The organism is Variovorax sp. J22G73, assembly GCF_030317035.1.
GTDB lineage: Bacteria > Pseudomonadota > Gammaproteobacteria > Burkholderiales > Burkholderiaceae_C > Variovorax.
Genome location: NZ_JASZYK010000005.1, coordinates 69652 through 89226 on the forward strand (window position 1 = coordinate 69652; position 19575 = coordinate 89226).

Here is a 19575-nt window from a genome sequence, read left to right on the forward strand (position 1 = left end):
CGGCCGAAGACCTGCGCCGGTGCACAGCGTGGGCCCGGCTCTATGGGGAGCGCGCGGGTTCCCCCGCGAGCAGCGGCCGCAGCATCCACAGCCCGACCGCCGGTCCCAGCGCCAGGCCCGGCAACAAGACGTCCAGCGGCATCACCCGCGTGCCGCGCACGAACAGCTCGATGCTCAGCACCGTGATGCCGAAGCCGATGCAGTTGGCGAAAGTCAGCACGCTGCCCACCAGCTGGGGCGGCGCATTGCGCGCGCTGAGGGCGGAGAACTGCGGCGAATCGCCGGCCACCGTGATGCCCCACAGCAGCAGCCACGCCGTGAACACGGGCAACGGCGCATGCAGCAGCCAGGGTGCCGCCAGCGCGCAGGCGCCGCTCATGGCCAGCTGCGTGCCGGCGACGCGTGCGCTGCCCATGCGCCGCGCCAGCAGGCCGCCGCCGACGCAGCCGAGCACCCCGCTCGCGATGATCCAGAACGCCGTCGCGCTCACCGCCGGTGCCGCCACGCGGGTGGCGAGGATGAACGGGACCAGCACGTAGAAGGTGTAGAGCTCCCACATGTGGCCGAAGTAGCCGAAAACCGAGGCGCGCAAGCAGCGGTCGCTCCAGATGGCGACCAGCCCGCGGGCGCTGATCTTTTGCCGCGCGACAACGCCGCGGGGCGCGTCGGGGAGCAGCAGCGCGGTCGCCAGCCCGCCGGCAATGGCCAGCAGCGACACGCCGAGCAGCACGCCTTGCCACGACAACAGCGAAGGCGCGCCTTCGCCCCAGCCGGCCGCGCGCAGGCCGTAGGGCAGCGCCGTGCCGAGCACGAGCGCGCCGACCAGCAGGCCCAGTGCCGCACCCAGGCCTTCGCGGTACCAGCTCGCCGCGATGCGCATGCCGACCGGGTAGACGCCCGCCAGCAGGAAGCCCACCGCGAAGCGCGAGGCGAGCAAGGCCACCCAGGCGCCGGTGGGGAGAAAGGCCGCCGCCGCATTCGCCACGGAAGCGGCCACGGCGCACGCGAGGAACAGGCGCGTCGTGCTGTAGCGGTCGGCGATGGTGAGCAGCGCGAACACCAGCGTGCCCATGACGAAGCCGAGCTGCACCGCCGACGTGAGCGTGCCGACCGCGGACGGCGCCAGCCCCCAGGCCGCCTGCAGGTCGGGCATGACGGCATTGGTGGCGAACCACAGCGAGGTGCCGGCGAACTGCGAGAACACGATCACCGGGAGCACGCGCGCGGGAACGGAGGGGTTCACGGTGGTCCAGGCCTTTCCGGGATGGCGCTTGGCTGGCCGGTCTTCGACCCGCGCAAAAAAAGTTTGCACGGGCACTAGACGACCGGTCTATTTCATCACTAGAATTGCGCCATGGTTAAGACGATCACTCCCGAATCCACCAGCGCCCGCGACAACATCCTTGCGGCGGGCCAGCGAATGATGGCGGCCAAAGGGTTCACGGCCGTCGGCCTGAATGAAATCCTGGCGTCTTCGGGCGTTCCGAAAGGCTCGTTCTATCACTACTTCAGCTCGAAGGAAGCCTACGGCGAAGCCTTGCTGGACAGCTATTTCGACGAGTACCTGGCCGAAATCGACCGGACGCTCGCCAAGCCCGGCCAGACAATGGCACAGCGCGTGATGAACTACTTCGCCGACTGGCGCGACACGCAGTCGTTCATGGATTGCCAAGGCAAATGCCTGGCCGTGAAACTGGGCGCGGAGGTCGCGGACCTGTCCGAAGCCATGCGCCTCGCGCTGAAGAAGGGCACCGCCGGCATCACCAGCCGGTTGGCCAAGGCGCTCGAAGCCGGCATCGCGGAAAAGTCGCTCTCCATCCACGGCTCGCCCGAAGAAACCGCGCAAAGCCTTTACCAGCTGTGGCTGGGCGCCAGCGTGATGGTCAAGATCGTGCGGGACCGGGAGCCCTTCGAAGCGGCCTTGAAAACCACGCGCCAAATTCTTCACCTGACCCACTGAACGGGGCAGGTCTGGATGCACTTCGAACCGAGGTGCTTTTTTCAGGCCGGATCACTAGTAGACCGGTCTAATGTTTTTACTTATCAACTTTTTTCTGGAGAAACGACATGAAGATTCTGATGGTCCTGACCTCGCACGACGAACTCGGCAACACCGGCCGCAAGACCGGTTTCTGGCTCGAAGAGCTTGCCGCCCCTTACTACGCCTTCAAGGTGGCAGGCGCTGAAATCGTGCTGGCTTCGCCCAACGGCGGCCAGCCGCCCTTGGACCCCAAGAGCAACGAGCCTTCGTTCCAGACCGACCTGACGCGGCGCTTCGAAGCCGACGCAGAAGCTACCGCGCAACTCGCCAGCACCGTGCGCCTGGACAGCGTTTCGCAGGCCGACTTCGACACCGTTTTCTATCCGGGCGGCCATGGCCCGCTGTGGGACCTGGCGGAAGACAAGCACTCCATCGCGCTGATCGAATCGTTCATCGCTGCCGGCAAGTACGTGGCCCTCGTGTGCCATGCGCCGGGTGTGCTGCGCCATGTGAAGCGCGCCGACGGCAAGCCGCTCGTCGAAGGCAAGAACGTGACCGGGTTCACCAACACCGAGGAAGAGGCTGTGGGCCTGACGAAGGTCGTGCCCTTCCTGGTCGAAGACGAACTCAAGGCGAAGGGCGGGCTGTACTCGAAGGGCGCCGATTGGTCCTCGTATGTCGTGGCGGACGGCCTGCTCATCACCGGACAGAACCCCGGCTCCTCGGCCGAGGCTGCCCAGCTGCTGCTGAGCAAAGTCGCGGGCTGAGACCCGCGCTCCTTCGCACTTTTCCTGACTTCCCGACTTCAACCCTCACCGACATCCACCGGAGCTTTCCCATGAACATTCGCAACGCGCTTTCATCCGTCGCACTCGCCACCGCAGCCTTGCTCGGCGGCAACGCGGTCGCAGCCGACCTTCCTTCGGTCGTTCTCGTGCACGGCGCCTTCGCCGACGGCTCCGACTGGGCCAAGGTGATTCCGCTGCTGCAGGCCAAGGGCATCCACGTGACCGCCGTGCAGAACGGCCTCGAGTCGCTCGCCGGCGACGTCGCGGCCACGCGCCGCGCCATCGACAACCAGAAGGGCAAGGTGGTGCTGGTCGGCCACTCGTGGGGCGGCACCGTGATCACCGAGGCGGGCGACAACGACAAGGTGGCCGGGCTGGTCTACGTGGCGGCCTTCGCGCCGGACGCGGGCCAGTCGTCCGCCGAACTGGGCAAGGACTACCCGCCGTCGCCGGGCGCCAAGCGGCTGGTGCCCGACGCCAAGGGCTGGCTCACGCTGCCGCCCCAGGCCGTCGCCGAAGACTTCGCGCCGGACGTGCCGCGCGCGCAGGCCGCGGTCATGGCCGTGACGCAAGGTCCGCTGCAGGCCAAGGCCCTCGAAGACAAGACGACCGTGGCCGCGTGGAAGACGCGCCCCTCGTGGTTCATCGTGAGCGCCAACGACCGCATCATCTCGCCCGACCTGGAGCGCGCCATGGCCAGGAAGATCGGTGCGACCACGACGACATTGCCGACCAGCCATGTGCCGCAACAGTCGCGCCCCAAGGAGGTCGCGGCCGTGATCATCGCGGCGGTCAACGCCAGCGCGAAGTGACAGCTCGGCAGAGGGCGGCGGAGATCGGCGTCGGCGCCTCGGCGCTGATCCCGCGAGCCATCGACTGAAGCCAACCCCAGTCCAACGAGCGAGCTCGACGCCATGTCTTCCAGCACGACCCACACCATCGCGCCGACACCGTTCGGCTGGCGCACGGCGCCCAACCGAACGGCGAGCGCCGCGACCGCAACGCCAACCCCTTCGGCCATGACGCTCGCGGCCGCCATCGCGTGCATCGTGCTGGTGGCCATGGACTTGCGCCCCGGCATCGTTTCCATCGGCCCGATGCTGGAGCAGATCCGCGGCGAGTTCGGAATCTCGAACACGCAGGCCTCCTTGCTGACCGTGATTCCGAACGTGCTCATGGGGCTGCTGGCATTGCCTACCCCGTGGCTGGCGCGCCGTTTCGGCCGCGACCGCGTGATCCTGGCCGCGCTGGCGGTGCTGGGCGTTGCCACGCTGCTCAGGGCCTTCGTGGGAACGACGGCCCTGCTGCTCGTCACCACGGCCGGCGTGGGCGCGGGCATCGCCATCGCCGGCGCGTTGATCTCGGGTTTCGTGAAGGCCCGGTTCCCACGGCACGTGTCCCTGCTGATGGGCCTGTACGCCATGTCGCTCGGGCTGGGCAGCACCCTTGCCGCGGCCATCACCGGTCCGCTGGCGGCGCATGGCGGCGGCTGGCGCCTGGGCACCGGGTTCTGGGCATTGCCGGGCCTGACCGCCATTGCCGCGTGGCTGTACGTGGCCCGCTCGGAACGCCGGCTGCCTGCGCAACCCGTTGCGCTTGCAGATGCCGTCCATGCGCATCCGGCGCGTTCATCGAAGGCGTGGCGGGTGGCCTTCTACTTCGCGACCAACAACTTCCTGTTCTTCGGGTTGCTCTCCTGGCTCGCGCCGATGTACCGGGAGTTCGGCGCCACGCACACCACCACGGTGCTGGCGCTCGCGAGTTTCACGACGACCTTCATGCTGGCCAATCCGCTGCCTGCGCTGCTCGGCAAGACAGACGACCGCAGAGGGGTGGTCGGCCTGTTCGCGGGCATCGCACTGGCGGGGCTGTGCGCGATGGCCGTTGCGCCCAACCTTGTGCCGCTGGTCACCATTCCCCTGATCGCAGGCGGCATCGGTGGCTCCTTCGCCCTGGGCATGACCCTGCCGCTGGACCACACGTCGAGCGCCGACGAAGCCAATTCGTGGACGTCGTTCGTGCTGTTCATCGGTTACCTGCTGGGCGCGTTGGGGCCGCTCACGCTCGGGCTGCTGCGCGACCTGACGGGGAGCTTTCATGTGGCCGTCTGGGCGCTGGTGGCCGCGGGCACGCTGATGTTTTTACTGGCGCCTTTCCTGGCGCCGAACAGGCCGCGGCCTGCTTGATCGGGTGCACCTGCACCGAATGCACTGTTCGCTCGCCCGTCCGATACCTCACATGACCGGAACGCGCCCCTCGCGCGCCGCCTTGCGCAGGCCTTGCGGCGTGATGCCGAAGTGCCGCTTGAACGCGGTGCTGAAGTTGGCCGCGTGGCCATAGCCGACTTCCAGCGCCACCTCGGTGATGCTCATGCGCCCGGCCTCCAGCAGCGAGCGCGCCCGCGCCAGCCGGGCCTGGGCGACGTACGCGAACAGCGCGACCCCGAAGGCCTGGCGAAAGCGTCGTGCCAGGCGGCTCTCGCTGAGGCCGAAGCGCCGCGCCAGCGCTTGCATGTCGAAGGCTTGGTCGAGGTTCGCGTCGATGTAGTGCTTGACCGGCGCCAGCCCTTCCCGTGCATGGATCGCTTGCTGCGCCTGAAGCGTCTGCATGTCGGGTGCGTAGGACCCGCAAGGCGCGTCACGGTCCTCCAGCCGGCTCGTCAGAAAGCCGTGCAGCAGCTCGAAGGCCTTGCCCTCCGCGTACATGCCGCGAAACGCGTCGTCGCGCGCGTCGTCGAGCAGGGCGGCGGCAATGTCGTGCTGGGCCGGCGCCAGCGGAAAGCGCAGCAGCTCGAAGTGCGCAGGCGTCGACTGTACGAAGGCGCCGAACGGTCCGTGCAAATGCTGCTGCGCGGCCAGCCCCAGCTCTTCGACCAGGAAGCTGCGCGAGCAGCACAGCGTGACCGAGCGCTCGTGCACTTCGCTGGCAAACACTTCTTCCTTGGTTGAGCCGGGCGGCTGCAGCAGCGTGCTGACGCTCATGGCGTGCACCGTCTGCGTGGCGCGGGCGTCGGGCTGGCCGACCTGGCTCTCGCCTTCGAGCCTGAAGTGCAGCTTGATGAAGTCGCCGCTGCGGTAGACCTCGCGGCTGTGTTCCACATGCCTTACGTGGCCGATGGCAAGGTAGAAGCCCGGACGAAACGAAAGGAACTCGCGCCGTCCCTGCGCCGCCCGCCCCGTGGGCGTGACCGTGAGGCCCTGCGTGCGCCCCCAGCTGCGCGCCGATTCGAGCGCGTAGGCGGAAGGCAGGCTGAACGGCATGTCCATGTGCGGAGTCCTCGGTCCTGGTTGACGAGGGTCGCAAGCATACGCCCGCACTTCAGGTCGTGTGCGGCCTGCGCGAGAGAAAACGCAGCGCCCGTTCGATGACCTGGCGCGACTGGTCGACAAGGCTTTGCTGCCAGGCCGTATCGGCCGGATAGAAGAATTCGAGCAGTTCGCGCCGCACCGCGGACAACCGCGCGCGGCCCGCGCCCGCGGCCCATTCGCGCTGGTCGCGCACCAGCAGCTCCAGCATGCGCTGCGGCCGGCCGGTGCCGAACTCCAGCACCGCGGCTGTCACCCGCGCATGTGCCAGCGTGCGCTCGTAGCCCGGCGTGGTGTGGCCGGTGACGGGCGCGAAGTCTTCGGGCGCGTCGCTTTCGTGCACGGCCACCACCCAGGGGCCGAACGCCTCGCGCATGCGCGCCAGGTCCGCGCCCTGCTGCAGCGCGACGATCGAGCCGTAGCTGTAGGGGCCCAGGCCGGTGTGGTAATCGACCAGGCACACCTCGCTGGCCCCGGCCGCGTGCTTGCGCAGCACCGCCTCGATGGTCTTGCGCGACCACGTCGGCGCCTGTCCGCCGAAACCCATGCCGTGCGGCACCGTGTACTGGCCGGCCATCAACGCGTTGTAGAGCGCGTCGTTGCCGCGTGCGTGCGCGAAGTCCGCCAGCATCGCGTCGCCACGCGCAGCGGCGTCGGCATCGTCGGGATCGAGGTCGAGGGCCGCATGCAGCGCCGCGTAGGCCGGCGAGGGCGGCAGCACCGAATGGTCGATGAAGTTGCGGCACAGGTCGACGTTGTCTTCCGTATAGCGCCGCAGCCACGACGCGCCCCACGGGTTGATGGCGTGCACCAGCACCACGGCGGTGTCGCGCGGCAGCGCGTCGGCGGCGTGCGTCAGCAGCCAGTCGAGCTGGCAGCCCGCGCCGGCGAACAGCTCCACGCCGTGCACACCCGAGGTCAGCACCAGCAGGCGCTCGGCGTCGTCCGGGCCGATGCGCACCACGTCGGTCGCCAGCGTTTCGCCGTGCGCGCCGGCCAGCGGATGCACGTGGGTTTGCGGGGCCAGCCCGCGCAGCGTGCAGGCGGCCAGGAACTTGGCGCGCGCCGTGGCGAAGTCGGCGCTGAACAGGGTGTCGGGGTGCATCGTCGTCAGTCGATCTGAAAGCCGGACTCGCGAATGATCGGCTGCCACAGCGCCAGTTCGCTGCGCACCGCGTCATGCAGCTGTTGCGGCGTGCTGGGCGCGGTGTCGAAGCCGGCGGTGGTCAGGTTGGCCGTCGTGGCCGGCAGGGCGGCCACCTCGATGACGGCCGCGTTGATGCGATCGATGAAGGCCTGCGGCGTGCCCGGCGGCGCGAACAGGCCGACCCAGCTCGAGCTGCCCAGCGACTTGTAGCCGAGCTCGCCGAAGGTCGGCACCTCGGGCACGGAGGCGCTGCGCCGCGGCCCGGTCACGGCAAGGATGCGGATCTTGCCCGTCTTGTGCGACGTGACGAAGCCGCCCAGCGCGTCGATGCCGGCCGGCACCTGGTTGCCGATCAGGTCGGCCAGCAGCGGCGCGCCGCCCTTGTACGGCACCGGCAGCAGCTCGACGCCTTCCTGCTTGCCGACCACGTAGCCCACGAAATGCGGCGAGCTGCCCGCGGCCGGAATGCCGAAGCTGCGCGCCTGCGGATGCGCCTTCGCCAGCGCGATGTATTCCTTCACGCTGCGCGCCGGCTGCTCGGCGCTCACGGCCAGCGCCACTTCGAAGGTGGCGAGCCGCGCCACCGGCGCGAAGTCTTTCACCGGGTCGTAGCGCACCGTGCGCGAGGTCAGCGGCAGGGTCGAGAACATGTGGCTGTTGCCCAGCAGCAGCGCGCTGCCGTCGGGGCGCAGCGCGCGAAACTGGTCGGCCGCGAGCTGGCCGCCCGCCCCGGGCTTGTTGTCCACGATGACGTTGATGCCCAGGCGCTTCTGCAGGCCCTCGGCGTAGATGCGCGCCACCGCGTCGGCCGTGCCGCCGGCCGGGTAGCCGACCACGAGCCGTATCGTGCGCGGCAGTTCCGGCGCGGCGGCCTGCGCGCCGGCAAGGCGCGGCAGCAGGGCACCGGCGAGCGCACCGGCGGGCAACAGGGACAGGAGGGCGCGTCGCTTCATCGGGGTAGCTCCAAGGGGAAAAACAAAAGGGAGGCGGGCGCTTGCGCGGCGCACGCTTGCTCGCGGTCTGCGCGTGCTCAGGCCGCGAGCAAGCGTTCGCCGCGCGCCAGTTGCTGCGCGAAGGTGTCCGCGTCGATGTTGGCGCCGCACACGATGAGCCCGGTGCGCGCGCCGCGCAGTTCTTCGCGCAGTGGCCCCAGCAGCGCGGCCAGCGCGGTGGCGCCCGCGGGCTCGACGGCCAGCTTGGCGTCGCGGAACATGACCGCCATCGCGCGGCAGATCTCGTCGTCGCTCACCGTCACGATGCGCTCCATGTGGCGACGGCACAGGCCGTAGGCCATGGGCAGCGTCATGGGCGGCGCCAGGCTGTCGGCGATGGTCGACAGCTTGTCCATGCGCTGCGGCGAGCCGGCCTCGAAGCTGCGGCGCATCACGTCGGCGCCCTCGGGCTCGACACCGATCACGCGGCACGACGGCAGCATCTTGCGAATGGCCGTGGCCACCCCGCTGGCCAGCCCGCCGCCGCCCACCGCGACCAGCACCACGTCGAGCGCCGGTGCCTGCTCGGCGAACTCGAGGCCCAGCGTGGCGGTGCCCAGCGACACAGATTCGCCCTCAAAGGGATGGATGAAGCTGCGCTGCTCGTCGCGCACCAGCGCCTCGGCCATGGCGAAGCCGGTGGCGCCGTCGGGCGCGACCAGCAGCTCGGCGCCGTACGAGCGCGCCAGCGCCGCACGCGCCGGATTGGCCGACGCCTGGATCACGATCTTCGCGTTCACGCCCGCTTCGCGCGCCGCGAAGGCGGCGGCCACCGCGTGGTTGCCGGCGCTCACGGCCGTGATGCCGAGCGCCTTCTGCGCGGGCGTGAGGCGACGCACCGAGTTCAGCGCGCCGCGCGCCTTGAAGGTGCCGGTGCGCTGGAACAGCTCCAGCTTCATGACGACATCGGCACGGCCGATGAGGCGCTCGACCGTGGCGCCATGCAGCGGCGCGACGGGCGTGCGCAGCAGCGCGTCGGCGTTCGCGCGCGCGGTGTCGCGGATGGCGTCGAGGTCGAGGTCGGGGAGTGCGGCGGAGGTGGTCATGGCATCAGTCCTTGGGGGCGCCGACATTGCGGGCGATGGCTTCGATCTCGACCAGCGCGCCCGGCATCATCAGGTCGGCGCGCACCGTGGAGCGCGCCGGGGCCGGGGCTTGCGTGGCGGCGAAGACCGCGGCGTAGCTCTCGTTGAATTCGGGAAAGTCGGCGACCTGGCCGAGCCACACCGTGGTCTTGACGACGTCCGCCAGGGCCAGTCCTTCGGCCTGCAGGATGCCGTCGATGCGCGCCAGGCAACGCCGTGTCTGCTCGCCGACGGTGTCGCCCGCGATGCGCAGGTGGTCGTCGAACGCCATCTGGCCGCTGACGAACACCCAGTCGCCCTCGCGGCGGGCGGATGAGAAATATGGAGCCAGCGGGCGTGGCGCGCTGTCGGCGGAGGCGGGCGTGTCGGCAAGAGGCATGGGTGCCAGTCTAGGGAAGGGGCTGGAAAAAATCCTTTGCGCGGCGCTCGGATTTCTTTGCGCGCGGGGCAAGAACTGCTCAGGGTTTACGCGGTGGACGGCGAGGACACCGCGCTCACCCCGCCGGTATGCGCGCCTGACATTGATCCCGCGAGGCATCGCGCAAAGACTCCGCTGTCATCAACGACAACAACGGAGACACCATGTTTCGACGCAATTCATTGGCCACCGCATGCACCCTGCTGGCCGCCCTCAGCCTGACGGCCTGCGGGGGAGGGGACGGGGCAGGAACGGTGGCCGCGGGCGGCATCCTGCCCGCGGCGCCGCCTCCCGCGCCGGCGGCGCCGGCAGCGGCACCGCCACCCTCGGCTTCAGCACCGCCCACCGAGCGCGTCACCACGCTGGGCGTGGTGATCGGGAGCGACCAATCGGCCACCAGCGGCACCTACGCCTGGAAAGGCATTCCCTATGCCAAGGCCCCCGTGGGCGCGCTGCGCTGGAAGGCCCCCGTCGACGCCGATGCCTGGTCGAGCCCGAAGACCACGCAGCAGTTCGGCAACGCCTGCGCATCGTCGGGGCGCCTGTACGGCCCCGGCCTCAACAACCGGTACGACGCCACCATCGGCACCAGCTACAACAGCACGGTGGGCGCCGAAGACTGCCTGTACCTCAACGTGTGGCGCCCCGCCACCACGACCGAAAACCTGCCGGTCATCGTCTTCGTGCACGGCGGCAGCAACATCACGGGCTACACCGCGGACCCCGTGTACGACGGCGCGGCCCTGGCCAAGGCCGCCAATGCGGTGGTGGTCACCGTCAACTACCGGCTGGGCGTGCTGGGCTTCCTGAACCTGGCGCAGCTGAAGACCGGCGATGCCGGCGACGTGCAAAGCGATTCCGGAAACTTTGCGTTGCTCGACATCTACAAGTCGCTGCAGTTCGTCAACCGCAACATCGCCAGCTTCGGCGGCGACGCCGGCAACGTGACGCTGATGGGCCAGTCGGCGGGCGCGGTGAACGTGCTGGCGGTCATGACCATGCCGCTGGTCGTCAACGCCAACCCGGCGCTGGTGCACCGCCTGGTGCCCATCAGCGGCGGCATCGCGCGCGACGTCGATGTGCCGCCCGCGCTCGCCGCGCAAACGGGCGGGCAGAACTGGTTCGTGCCGTCGCTGGAAGACAAGTCGGTGTGGGCCACGCGGGCGAATGCGCTGCTCACCAACCTGCTGGTGTCCGACGGAACAGCGCCCAACACCACGGCGGCCACGGCCTACATTGCCACCCGCAGCGCCGCGCAGATCGCCGACTACCTGCGCAGCAAGAGCGCCGACCAGGTGCTCGACACGGTGCTGACCAAGCTGGCGCCCGCCGGCCAGGGCGGCGCCAACCCGATACCGGACGGCGTCGTGCTGCCGCTCAACCCGACCACGGAAATCAGGGCGGGGCGCTACCTCAAGGTGCCGGTGCTGATCGGCAACGCGCGTGACGAGATCAAGCTGTTTCCCGTCTCGACGTTTCCGTGGCTGGGCCTGGCGCCGGGCCGCCTGGCGACGCTGACCGACCCGGTGGTGTTCGCCAAGGCGTTCAGCTACGACCCCGACGCGGCGCCCGCGATGACGGTGGCCGACTGGATTCCCCCGCAGTTCCTGCCGACGACCGCGCCGTACCCGGGGTTCACCGCCACCACGGACTACATCAACCAGCACTGGTTCATTCCCAACCGCGACAGCCTGGCGGCCGCGTTGCAGGCCAATGCGGGGCAGAAGGTGTGGAACTACCGCTTCGACTGGGACCAGGAGCCGGCGCCGTTCAACGAGGTGTTCGGCGCCGCCCATGCCTTCGACCTGCCGTTCGTGTTCGGCAATTTCGGGCCGTCGCTGTACGCCAATTTCGTGAACAGCAGCGCCAACAAGCCGGGCCGGCTGGCGCTGTCGGACGCGATGATGCGCAGCATCGGCGCCTTCGCGCTGAGAGGCGACCCGAACGACGCGGCCCTGGGCGTGACGTGGTCGCAATGGCCGGCCACGCTGCTGTTCAACGCGACGCAAACGGCGAAGACGATCTCGGTGCAATAGCCTCTGGAGATCGAGGCGCCGAAGATCAAAGGCGCCGAGGCCGCTGACCGACCGCCGCGGCGGTCGGCCAGCAAGCCCTTCACCGAAGCGGGCGCCTCAGTTCACGCACTGGAACGACGCTGCCGCGTTCACATCGCCGCTCCCACGGTACTGCGGCCACTTCGGGTAGTTGCACAACGGCCGCGTGCGCCCCGGCACCCCGGCCGTGTCCGTCGTCACCTGGCCGGTCGGCGCGGTGCCTTTTTCGGCCCAGGCTTCCAGCGCGGTCAGTGAATCCCACGTGGCGTTGAAGGTGCTGCTGACGGCATGGCCCAGCCCCGCGACTTCGTAGTAGCGGGCGAACGAGTCCACCTCCGACGGGCCCATCCTCGACTGCAGCCGCTGGTAGTACTGCTCGGTGGCGCGCGTGCTGACCAGCACGTCTGCCAGCCCGTGCGCCAGCAGCAGCTTGCCGCCGCGGGCCTTGAACGCGGAAATGTCGGTGCTCGCGTCCAGCTGGGTGCTCAGCGCGCTGATGCGGCTCGCCCACGGGCCCGGGTCTTCGGGGTCGAGCGAGAGCGAGTCGAACCCGGCGTCGCGCGTCACCGAATACTTGATCCACTGGTCGGTCAGCACGCTCACGTAGGGCGCGGTCGCCGGCATGGGGCGCGCGGGCTGCGAGGTGCCGAACGCCAGGAAGGTCACCACCGGCTCCAGCGGCGAGGTGCGGCTGGCAATGCCGGGGTCGGCGCCCCAGATGTTGTAGCCGGGGTACTGCGTTTCGCCGCTGGCCAGCGCAAAGCGGAAGGTTGTGGCGGTGTCGATGGTCTTCATGGCCGCGATCTGCGCGTCCGACAGGCAGGTGTTGCCCGTGTCGGCGCCGCCGGGGCAGCGCAGCGCCACGCCGCGCAGCGTGGCGGTCGAGGGATCGAAGCGCGCGTTGCACAGCGTCTGGTTGCTGATGAGCCCGTCGGTCGCGCCGTCGAGTGCGTCGCACGCTTCCATCGCGGCGTCGTACAAGACCTCGCGCTTCGCGGTGTTGAGGTACGCGCCGAGCTGCGCGAGCGCGCGGCTCATGCGGTGGCCGCCCAGCAGTGCGGCCGCGTCGTTCCAGGCGGGGTACCACGCAATGGCGCCGTCCCAGTCCGCGGGCCAGCGCTGGATGGCGGTCAGCGCCTCGCGCCCGCCGGTGGAGCCGCCCGCGAAGTAAGACTTGGCGGGGCTCGCCGCGTAGCGCGCGCCGATCACCGCCAGCGCCGCGTCGTGCGTTTTCTTGAGTGCGTCGCCGCCAAAGTTGCGAACCGCTTCGTCGTTGAGCCCGAACAGGCCGTCCTGCGAGCCGAGCGCGTTGGCCTGGTGGCCCGAGTCGCTCGCGAAGGTCGCGTAGCCGCGGCCCAGCGGCGTGAGCTTGTCGACGGGGCCGTTGGGCACGTTGCCCTTCACGTTGGGCACGGTGCCGTTGAAGCCGCCGCCGCCGAGCATGACCACCTTCTGGTTCCAGGCGGTGGGCAGGGCCACGGCGAACCGGATGTCCGGCGCGGTGCCGTCGACCGGCGCGATCTTGCCCGCGACCTCGCAGTACTCGGGCAGCGCGGCGGCGCCCGTGCCTGCGGGCGCCACGGTCTTGGCGCTGGTCACGCTCGCGCCCGAGGTCGGCAGGCCGATGGCCGAGGCGGGAATGGCCAGGCCCTGAAGCTGCTCGCAGGCCAGCCCCGCGGAGGGCGCGGGAGGCGGCGCCGGCGGGACCGGAGGTGGGGGTGCTGGCGGGGCGGCCGGCTGCCCGGCGGCAGGCGGCACGAGCAGCGGAAAGCCGCTGCCGCCGCCTCCCCCGCCGCAGCCGACCAGGGTAGCGCCCGCCGCAAGGCAGGCGGCCACGCCCAGGACGAAGTCTCGATTGCTGGATGTCATAGGTCTCCGATGTCGTTCGTGTGGAACGCATGCCGCCGTTGCGGCGGTCATGCCGGCCCGCTCGGGGCCGAACAAAGTCTCGCGCGCCGGCGAGTCGAAACCAATGTGCGGGACCGACACCCGATCGGCGCATCCTGTGTGCGGGCAGGACGCCGTGCAAACCCTCGGTGACCTTCCGTGGCTTGCTCAGTGAGGCAGCGGCACCTCGAACCCTGCCTTGGACAGCTCCAGCTGGTACTGCTCGAAGCCGGTCGAGGGCACGCGCTCGCCGTGCCGGTCGGTAATTTCATTCATGCGCGCGCACACCTGCGCAGCCGTGTCGCCGGAGCCGTCGATGAACACGCCCTGCGTCATGGTGATGTGCGCGCTTTCGAAGCTGCCCGCGCCCGCCAGCAGAATGGCGCGCGTCGGTGCGTCTTCGCTCAACAGGGCGATCAGGCCGGGGCTCACATAGTCCGGCTGCAGCCGGGCGAGCGCGTCGGGCGGCAGCACGCCCGCGGTCATGGCCGTCGCCGCGGTGGGCGCCAGGCAGTTCACGCGGATGTTCTGGCGCATGCCTTCGAGCGCCAGCGTCTGCATGAGCCCGACCAGCGCCATCTTGGCCGCGCTGTAGTTGGCCTGGCCGAAGTTGCCGTACAGGCCCGACGACGACGTGGTCATCACGATGCGGCCGTAGCCCTGCGCGCGCATGTGCTCCCACACGGCCTTCACGCAGTGCACGGCGCCCATCAGGTGGACGTCCATCACGCGCCGAAAGTCGTCGAGCGACATCTTCGCGAAGCTCTTGTCCCGCAGCACGCCCGCGTTGTTCACCAGGATGTCGATGCGGCCCCACTCGCCGAGCGCGCGCGCCACCATGGCTTCCATCTGCGCGAACTGGGTCACGTCGCCGCCGTCGGCGATCGCCATCCCGCCTGCGCGCGCGATTTCCTCGACCACGAGGGCACCGGGCGAGCCGGCATGGCAGCCCGCCACGTCGTTGACGACCACGCGCGCGCCGTGCCGCGCCAGCTCCAGCGCGTGGGCCTTGCCCAGGCCGCTGCCTGCTCCTGTAACGATGGCCACGCGGCCTTCCAGCAACTTCTGCATTGAAACTCCTTGGAGGATTGAAATTCGGGGTTCGGGCCTGGGTTCGGGCCGTGGTGGGGCGCGGCCACTCAGAACGCCACGGCGTCCTTGCCCTTCAGGCCCAGCATGGCGCGCGCCTCGTCCGGCGTGGCGATTTCCAGCGACAGCTCTTCGAGAATGCGGCGGATCTTTCGCACCTGCTCGGCGCACGACTTCGCGAGCTGGCCCTTGGCGATGTAGAGGCTGTCTTCCAGGCCGACGCGCACGTTGCCGCCCATCACCGCGCCCATGGTGAGCAGCGGCATCTGGTGGCGGCCCGCCCCCAGGATGGAGAAGCGGTAGCCGTCGCGGCCGAACAGCCGGTCGGCGGTGGTGCGCATGGTCACCAGGTTTTCGGGGTCGGGCCCCAGGCCGCCCAGGATGCCGTAGATGCTCTGGATGAACAGCGGCCCCTTCACCAGGCCTTCGTCGACGAAGTGCGCCAGGTTGTACAGGTGGCCCACGTCGTAGCACTCGAACTCGAAGCGCGTGCCGCAGTCGTCGCCCAGCACCTTCAGGATGTGCTTGATGTCGCGGAAGGTGTTGCGAAAGATCAGGTCTTCCATGCCTTCGACGTAGGGCTTTTCCCAGTCGTGCTTCCACTCGGCCACGCGCCGCGCGGCGGGGTGGATCGAGAAATTCATCGAGCCCATGTTCAGCGAGCACATCTCCGGCTTGGCGCGCAGCGGGTAGGCCAGCCGCTCTTCGAGCGACATGCGCGTGCTGCCGCCGGTGGTGATGTTGATCACCGCGTCGGTCGCGGCCCTGATGCGCGGCACGAACTGGTCGAACACCGCGGGGTCGGCGCTCGGGCGGCCGTCCTTCGGGTCGCGCGCATGCAGGTGCAGGATGGCGGCGCCGGCTTCGGCCGCCTCGATCGATTGCTCGGCAATTTGGTCGGGCGTGAGCGCCAGGTGCTCGGACATGGTCGGCGTGTGTACCGAGCCAGTGACCGCGCACGAAATGATGACTTTGTCTTGGGTGCTTGCCATACAGAGTTCCGTCGGAGGAGGGAAGGAGAAGAAGAAAGAGGAGACGCAAAGAAGAAAAAAGGAGGGCGCGGGCGTCAGACCGCCAGCCATTCCGAAACCAGCTTCTGGTCGGACATCAGCGCCTGCGGCGAGCCTTCGAACACGATGCGGCCGTGGCCCATCACGCACACGCGCGTGGACACCTTCAGCGCAATGGCGAGCTTCTGCTCCACCAGCACCACCGACAGGCCCTTGCGGTGCATGTCGACGATGCATTCGCCCACCTGCGCCACGATCTTCGGCGCCAGCCCCTCGGTGGGCTCGTCGATGAGCATCACCTGCGGGTTGCCGAGCAGCGAGCGGCACATCGTGAGCATCTGCTGTTCGCCGCCCGACATGCTGCCGGCCTTGGTGTTGCGCCGTTCCTTGAGGCGGGGAAAGTAGTCGAACATCTGCTCGATGGTCCAGCGATGCGCGCCGCCGGCCGCGGGCTGCTCGCCCATGCGCAGGTTCTCGTCCACCGTGAGGTTGGCGAACACCTCGCGCTCCTCGGGCACGAAGCCGATGCCGGCACGGCAGACCGCGTAGGGCCGCGCGCCCGCCAGCTCGCGCTCGCCGAGCCGGATGCTTCCCGACGAAGGCGCCACCAGCCCCATGATGGCCTTCATGGTGGTGGAGCGGCCGGAGCCGTTGCGCCCCAGCAGGCTGATCACCTCATTGCGGGCCACCCGCAGGTCGACGCCGTGCAGCACGTGGCTCTTGCCGTAGTGCACGTGCAGGTCGCTCACGCGCAGCAGCGCGTCGTCGCGTTGCATGGGGGTCGCGGCGCTCATGGCGTCACCTCCTCGCCCAGGTAGGCTTCCTTGACGCTGGCGTTGCCGCGTATCTCCTCGGGGGTGCCGGTGGCGATCACCTGGCCGTACACCAGCACGCTGATGCGGTCGCTCAGCGAGAACACCACGTCCATGTCGTGCTCCACGATCATCAGCGCGCGGCCCCGCGTCACCTCGCGAATCAGCTCGGCGGTGTAGTGCGTTTCCTCGGTGGACATGCCCGCCATGGGCTCGTCCAGCAGGATCACCTTCGGGTCGGAGGCCAGCGTCATCGCGATCTCCAGCGAGCGCTGCTCCGAGTACGCCATTTCCCCCGCGACGGTGGTGGCGCGCGCCTGCAGGCGCACCAGCTCCAGCAGGCGCTCGGTTTCCGCTTGAATGCCGCGGTCGCGGTCGATGAACTTCCAGAAGGTGTATTGCAGGCCGTGCAGCCGCATCACGGCCAGGCGGATGTTCTCGAACACGGTGAGCTTCGGGAAGATGTTGGTGATCTGGAACGAACGCGCCAGCCCCAGCCGGTTGATGGCCTGCGGCGTGCGCCCGCCGATCTGCTGGCCGTCGAAGCGGATCTCGCCGGCCGTGGGCGCCAGGTGGCCCGAGACCAGGTGGAACAGCGTGGACTTGCCCGCGCCGTTGGGCCCGATGAGCGCATGCCGCTCGGCGCCGCGCAGCTCCAGGTCCACGCCGCGCATGATTTCCGTGGGGCCGAACGACTTGCGCAGCCCGCGAATGCTGAGGATCGATTCGGTCATGCGATGCCTTCCGTGCGCCCGGCCGAAGGCGCGTGCGATGTCTTGCCCTGTACAGGCATTGGGGCGGGTTCGCCCTGTTCCAGCGAGCGCAGCCGTTGCCGCACAAGGCGCACCAGCCACGCACCCGCCGCGAGCAGCCCCACGGGCAGGGCCCAGGTCGCGAACGCCGCGGGCGCCCACGCGCGGCCCAGGAACTGAATGGGCGGCCACGGCCCGCCCGGCTGCAGGTTGGCCATGGCGCGGTAGTCCTGCGAGAACGCGCGCTGCAGCATCTCGACGGCGAATGCGCCGCCCAGGCTCAGCAGCAGGGCCGCGCCCACCGACAACAGCACCAGCGGCGCCAACCGCGCGAGGCCCAGGCGCTGGCGCAGCCGGCTGGTGGTGCCGATGAGCCCGGTCAAGCCCGAGGGCATGAACATCATCACCAGCACGAACAGGATGCCCTGGTACAGAAGCCACGACTGCGTGAGGTCGGACACGGCGTAGCCGAAGAAGGTCATCAGCGCCGCGCCGAAGGCCGGGCCCAGGAACACCTTCACGCCGCCGATGTAGGTGTTGAGCACCACGGCCGCGGAAAGCCCGGGGTCGAACACCACGTAGTTCGCGGACTCGTTGGACACCACCTGCAGGCCGCCGGCAATGCCCGCGAACATGGCCGACAGCGCGAACACCAGCATGCCGAGCCCGTGCACGTTGTAGCCCAGGAAGCGCAGCCGGTGGCTGTTCTCGCGCAGGCCGAAGGTGAGCCGGCCCAGCGGCGTGCGCGTGTACAGGTACAGCAGCGCCACCGACACCAGCACCCACGCCAGCGTGAGGTAGTACACCTGCGTGGTCGAGCCGAAGTCGAAGCCCCACGCGGGCATGCGCATGGTCGACACCCCCGCCTCGCCGCCGAACAGGCCCTTCAGGTGCGGCGCGAGCGAATGCACCAGCTCCGCGATGGCCAGCGTGATCATCGCGAAGTAGGTGCCGCTGCGCTGCGTGGCGAACCAGCCGGCGATGCCGCCGAACACCAGCCCGCAGACCGCGCCGGCCAGCGGCAGCAGCGGCGTGGGAAGCAGCCCCGCGCCGCCCAGCGCGTTCATGGCGTGCACGGTGCCGAAGGCGCCCACGCCGAAGTAGGCGGCATGGCCGAACGACAGCATGCCCGCCTGCCCGCACAGCAGGTTGTAGGCGCTGGCGAACAGCGCGGCAATGAGCATCTGGATGGCCGCGTTCAGCAGGCCCTGAGACAGCAGGAAGGGCAGCGCGGCCAGCAGCGCGACGCCGGTTGCAACGAGTGCGAGTGCGGCTTTCATCGGTTCAGCCCTTCTCGCCCATGAGCCCGCTCGGGCGTACCAGAAGAATCAGCAGCATCAGCGCGAACGGGATGGTGGCCGAGAGGCTGGACACCTTCAGCGTCAGCAGACCGCCCACGCCGCGCGCCCAGTCGCCCGCGCCGACCAGCGCGAGCAGGTCGGCCAGGCTGCGGTCGATGCCCACCGCCAGCGAGGTGATGACCCCGATCAGCAGCGACGCCAGCATGGCCCCGCCGAGCGAGCCCAGCCCGCCGACCACGACCACCACGAACACCATCACCCCGAGCTCGAGCGCCATGTTGGGGTTGGTGGTGTAGAACGCGCCGGCCACCGCGCCCGCCAGGCCCGCAAGCCCCGCGCCCACGCCGAACACCCCCATGAAGACCAGCGGCACGTTGTGCCCCAGCGCCTCCGCCATGCGCGGCTTGTAGATGGCCGAGCGCACCACGATGCCCACCCGCGTGCGCGTGAGCAGCAGGTAGATGGCCGCGAACATCGCGATGGCGATGCCGCCCATCAGCAGCCGGTACACGGGGTACTGCGCGCCGCCGAGCGTGAAGGCCGGCACGTCGAGCGCGGCCGGAATGCGGTAGTCGACCGGAAAGTTGCCGAAGAACAGCTTGATCGACTCCGCGATGATGAAAGACAGCCCGAAGGTCAGCAGCAGCTCGTGCGCGTGGCCGTGGTGATGCACGCGGCGCAGGAAGAAGCGCTCGACCACCACGCCGATCACGCCGACCAGCAGGGGGGATGCGATCACCGCGGGCCAGAAGCCGATCACGCCCTGCAGCGAGTAGGCGAAGTAGGCGCCGAGCATGTAGAACGAGGCATGCGCGAAATTGAGCACGCCCATCATTCCGAAGATGAGCGTCAGGCCTGCGGACACCATGAACAGCAGCAGTCCGTAGACGATGCCGTTCATGAGCGAGACGATGAGCTGGTCCATGGTTTTTCTCCTGGTGGCAGCCGAAGCTG

The 19575-nt window shown here is 69.3% G+C and carries 18 protein-coding genes; 5 read left to right on the forward strand and 13 right to left on the reverse strand.

Features of this window, described 5'->3' with window-relative positions; translation table 11 throughout:
• Window positions 1-40: 40 nt before the first annotated feature.
• Entirely contained in the window at window positions 41-1243 is a 1203-nt protein-coding gene (locus tag QTI51_RS19805; RefSeq protein ID WP_286515240.1) for an MFS transporter, read from the reverse strand.
• A 111-nt stretch (window positions 1244-1354) separates the two neighbouring features.
• Here QTI51_RS19805 and QTI51_RS19810 point away from each other — a divergent pair, with 111 nt between their 5' ends.
• The 4 genes from QTI51_RS19810 to QTI51_RS19825 all read left to right on the forward strand — a co-directional run bounded on the left by QTI51_RS19810 (window position 1355) and on the right by QTI51_RS19825 (window position 4955).
• Entirely contained in the window at window positions 1355-1960 is a 606-nt protein-coding gene (locus QTI51_RS19810; protein WP_286515241.1) for a TetR/AcrR family transcriptional regulator, read from the forward strand.
• A gap of 107 nt (window positions 1961-2067) precedes the next feature.
• The gene (locus QTI51_RS19815; protein ID WP_286515242.1) at window positions 2068-2748 is read left to right on the forward strand and encodes a type 1 glutamine amidotransferase domain-containing protein; all 681 of its coding nucleotides are present in this window, start codon (window positions 2068-2070) and stop codon (window positions 2746-2748) included.
• Window positions 2749-2819: 71 nt separating this feature from the next.
• Entirely contained in the window at window positions 2820-3581 is a 762-nt protein-coding gene (locus tag QTI51_RS19820) for an alpha/beta fold hydrolase (protein WP_286515244.1), read from the forward strand.
• A 102-nt stretch (window positions 3582-3683) separates the two neighbouring features.
• Window positions 3684-4955 (forward strand): MFS transporter, encoded by a 1272-nt coding sequence (locus QTI51_RS19825; RefSeq protein ID WP_286515245.1) that lies wholly within the window; start codon window positions 3684-3686, stop codon window positions 4953-4955.
• Window positions 4956-5003: 48 nt separating this feature from the next.
• Here the strand turns inward: QTI51_RS19825 and QTI51_RS19830 are convergent, their stop codons facing one another.
• From QTI51_RS19830 to QTI51_RS19850, 5 genes are all read right to left on the reverse strand, one after another.
• Window positions 5004-6035 (reverse strand): AraC family transcriptional regulator, encoded by a 1032-nt coding sequence (locus tag QTI51_RS19830; protein WP_286515247.1) that lies wholly within the window; start codon window positions 6033-6035, stop codon window positions 5004-5006.
• A gap of 52 nt (window positions 6036-6087) precedes the next feature.
• The gene (locus QTI51_RS19835; protein ID WP_286515249.1) at window positions 6088-7179 is read right to left on the reverse strand and encodes a DUF2817 domain-containing protein; all 1092 of its coding nucleotides are present in this window, start codon (window positions 7177-7179) and stop codon (window positions 6088-6090) included.
• Window positions 7180-7184: 5 nt separating this feature from the next.
• Window positions 7185-8174 carry a tripartite tricarboxylate transporter substrate-binding protein gene (locus QTI51_RS19840; protein WP_286515250.1) on the reverse strand — a complete coding sequence of 330 codons (990 nt, stop codon included), beginning with the start codon at window positions 8172-8174 and terminating at the stop codon, window positions 7185-7187.
• A gap of 77 nt (window positions 8175-8251) precedes the next feature.
• A complete protein-coding gene (locus QTI51_RS19845) occupies window positions 8252-9259 on the reverse strand; it encodes a pyridoxal-phosphate dependent enzyme (RefSeq protein WP_286515251.1) in 1008 nt (335 codons plus the stop codon).
• A gap of 4 nt (window positions 9260-9263) precedes the next feature.
• A complete protein-coding gene (locus QTI51_RS19850; RefSeq protein WP_286515252.1) occupies window positions 9264-9677 on the reverse strand; it encodes a RidA family protein in 414 nt (137 codons plus the stop codon).
• A gap of 203 nt (window positions 9678-9880) precedes the next feature.
• Here QTI51_RS19850 and QTI51_RS19855 point away from each other — a divergent pair, with 203 nt between their 5' ends.
• Complete coding sequence (locus tag QTI51_RS19855; protein WP_286515253.1) at window positions 9881-11752, forward strand: carboxylesterase family protein; 1872 nt, start codon at window positions 9881-9883, stop codon at window positions 11750-11752.
• 96 nt (window positions 11753-11848) lie between these two features.
• On the opposite strand, the gene QTI51_RS19860 is transcribed toward QTI51_RS19855, so the two are convergent.
• The 7 genes from QTI51_RS19860 to QTI51_RS19890 all read right to left on the reverse strand — a co-directional run bounded on the left by QTI51_RS19860 (window position 11849) and on the right by QTI51_RS19890 (window position 19546).
• On the reverse strand, window positions 11849-13639 hold the full coding sequence (locus QTI51_RS19860; protein ID WP_286515254.1) for a tannase/feruloyl esterase family alpha/beta hydrolase: 1791 nt from the start codon (window positions 13637-13639) through the stop codon (window positions 11849-11851).
• A gap of 186 nt (window positions 13640-13825) precedes the next feature.
• Window positions 13826-14728: an SDR family NAD(P)-dependent oxidoreductase gene (locus QTI51_RS19865; RefSeq protein ID WP_286515255.1), complete on the reverse strand. Its 903-nt coding sequence runs from the start codon at window positions 14726-14728 to the stop codon at window positions 13826-13828.
• 68 nt (window positions 14729-14796) lie between these two features.
• Window positions 14797-15738 (reverse strand): 3,5-dioxohexanoate:acetyl-CoA acetone transferase, encoded by a 942-nt coding sequence (gene kce / locus QTI51_RS19870; RefSeq protein ID WP_286515256.1) that lies wholly within the window; start codon window positions 15736-15738, stop codon window positions 14797-14799.
• Between the two features lie 74 nt (window positions 15739-15812).
• Window positions 15813-16532: an ABC transporter ATP-binding protein gene (locus tag QTI51_RS19875; RefSeq protein WP_503011532.1), complete on the reverse strand. Its 720-nt coding sequence runs from the start codon at window positions 16530-16532 to the stop codon at window positions 15813-15815.
• Between the two features lie 14 nt (window positions 16533-16546).
• A complete protein-coding gene (locus QTI51_RS19880) occupies window positions 16547-17302 on the reverse strand; it encodes an ABC transporter ATP-binding protein (protein ID WP_286515258.1) in 756 nt (251 codons plus the stop codon).
• Window positions 17299-18600: a branched-chain amino acid ABC transporter permease gene (locus QTI51_RS19885; protein ID WP_286515259.1), complete on the reverse strand. Its 1302-nt coding sequence runs from the start codon at window positions 18598-18600 to the stop codon at window positions 17299-17301. Before QTI51_RS19885 ends, QTI51_RS19880 begins: the two co-directional genes overlap by 4 nt.
• A 4-nt stretch (window positions 18601-18604) precedes the next feature.
• On the reverse strand, window positions 18605-19546 hold the full coding sequence (locus QTI51_RS19890; protein WP_286515261.1) for a branched-chain amino acid ABC transporter permease: 942 nt from the start codon (window positions 19544-19546) through the stop codon (window positions 18605-18607).
• Window positions 19547-19575: the final 29 nt, after the last annotated feature.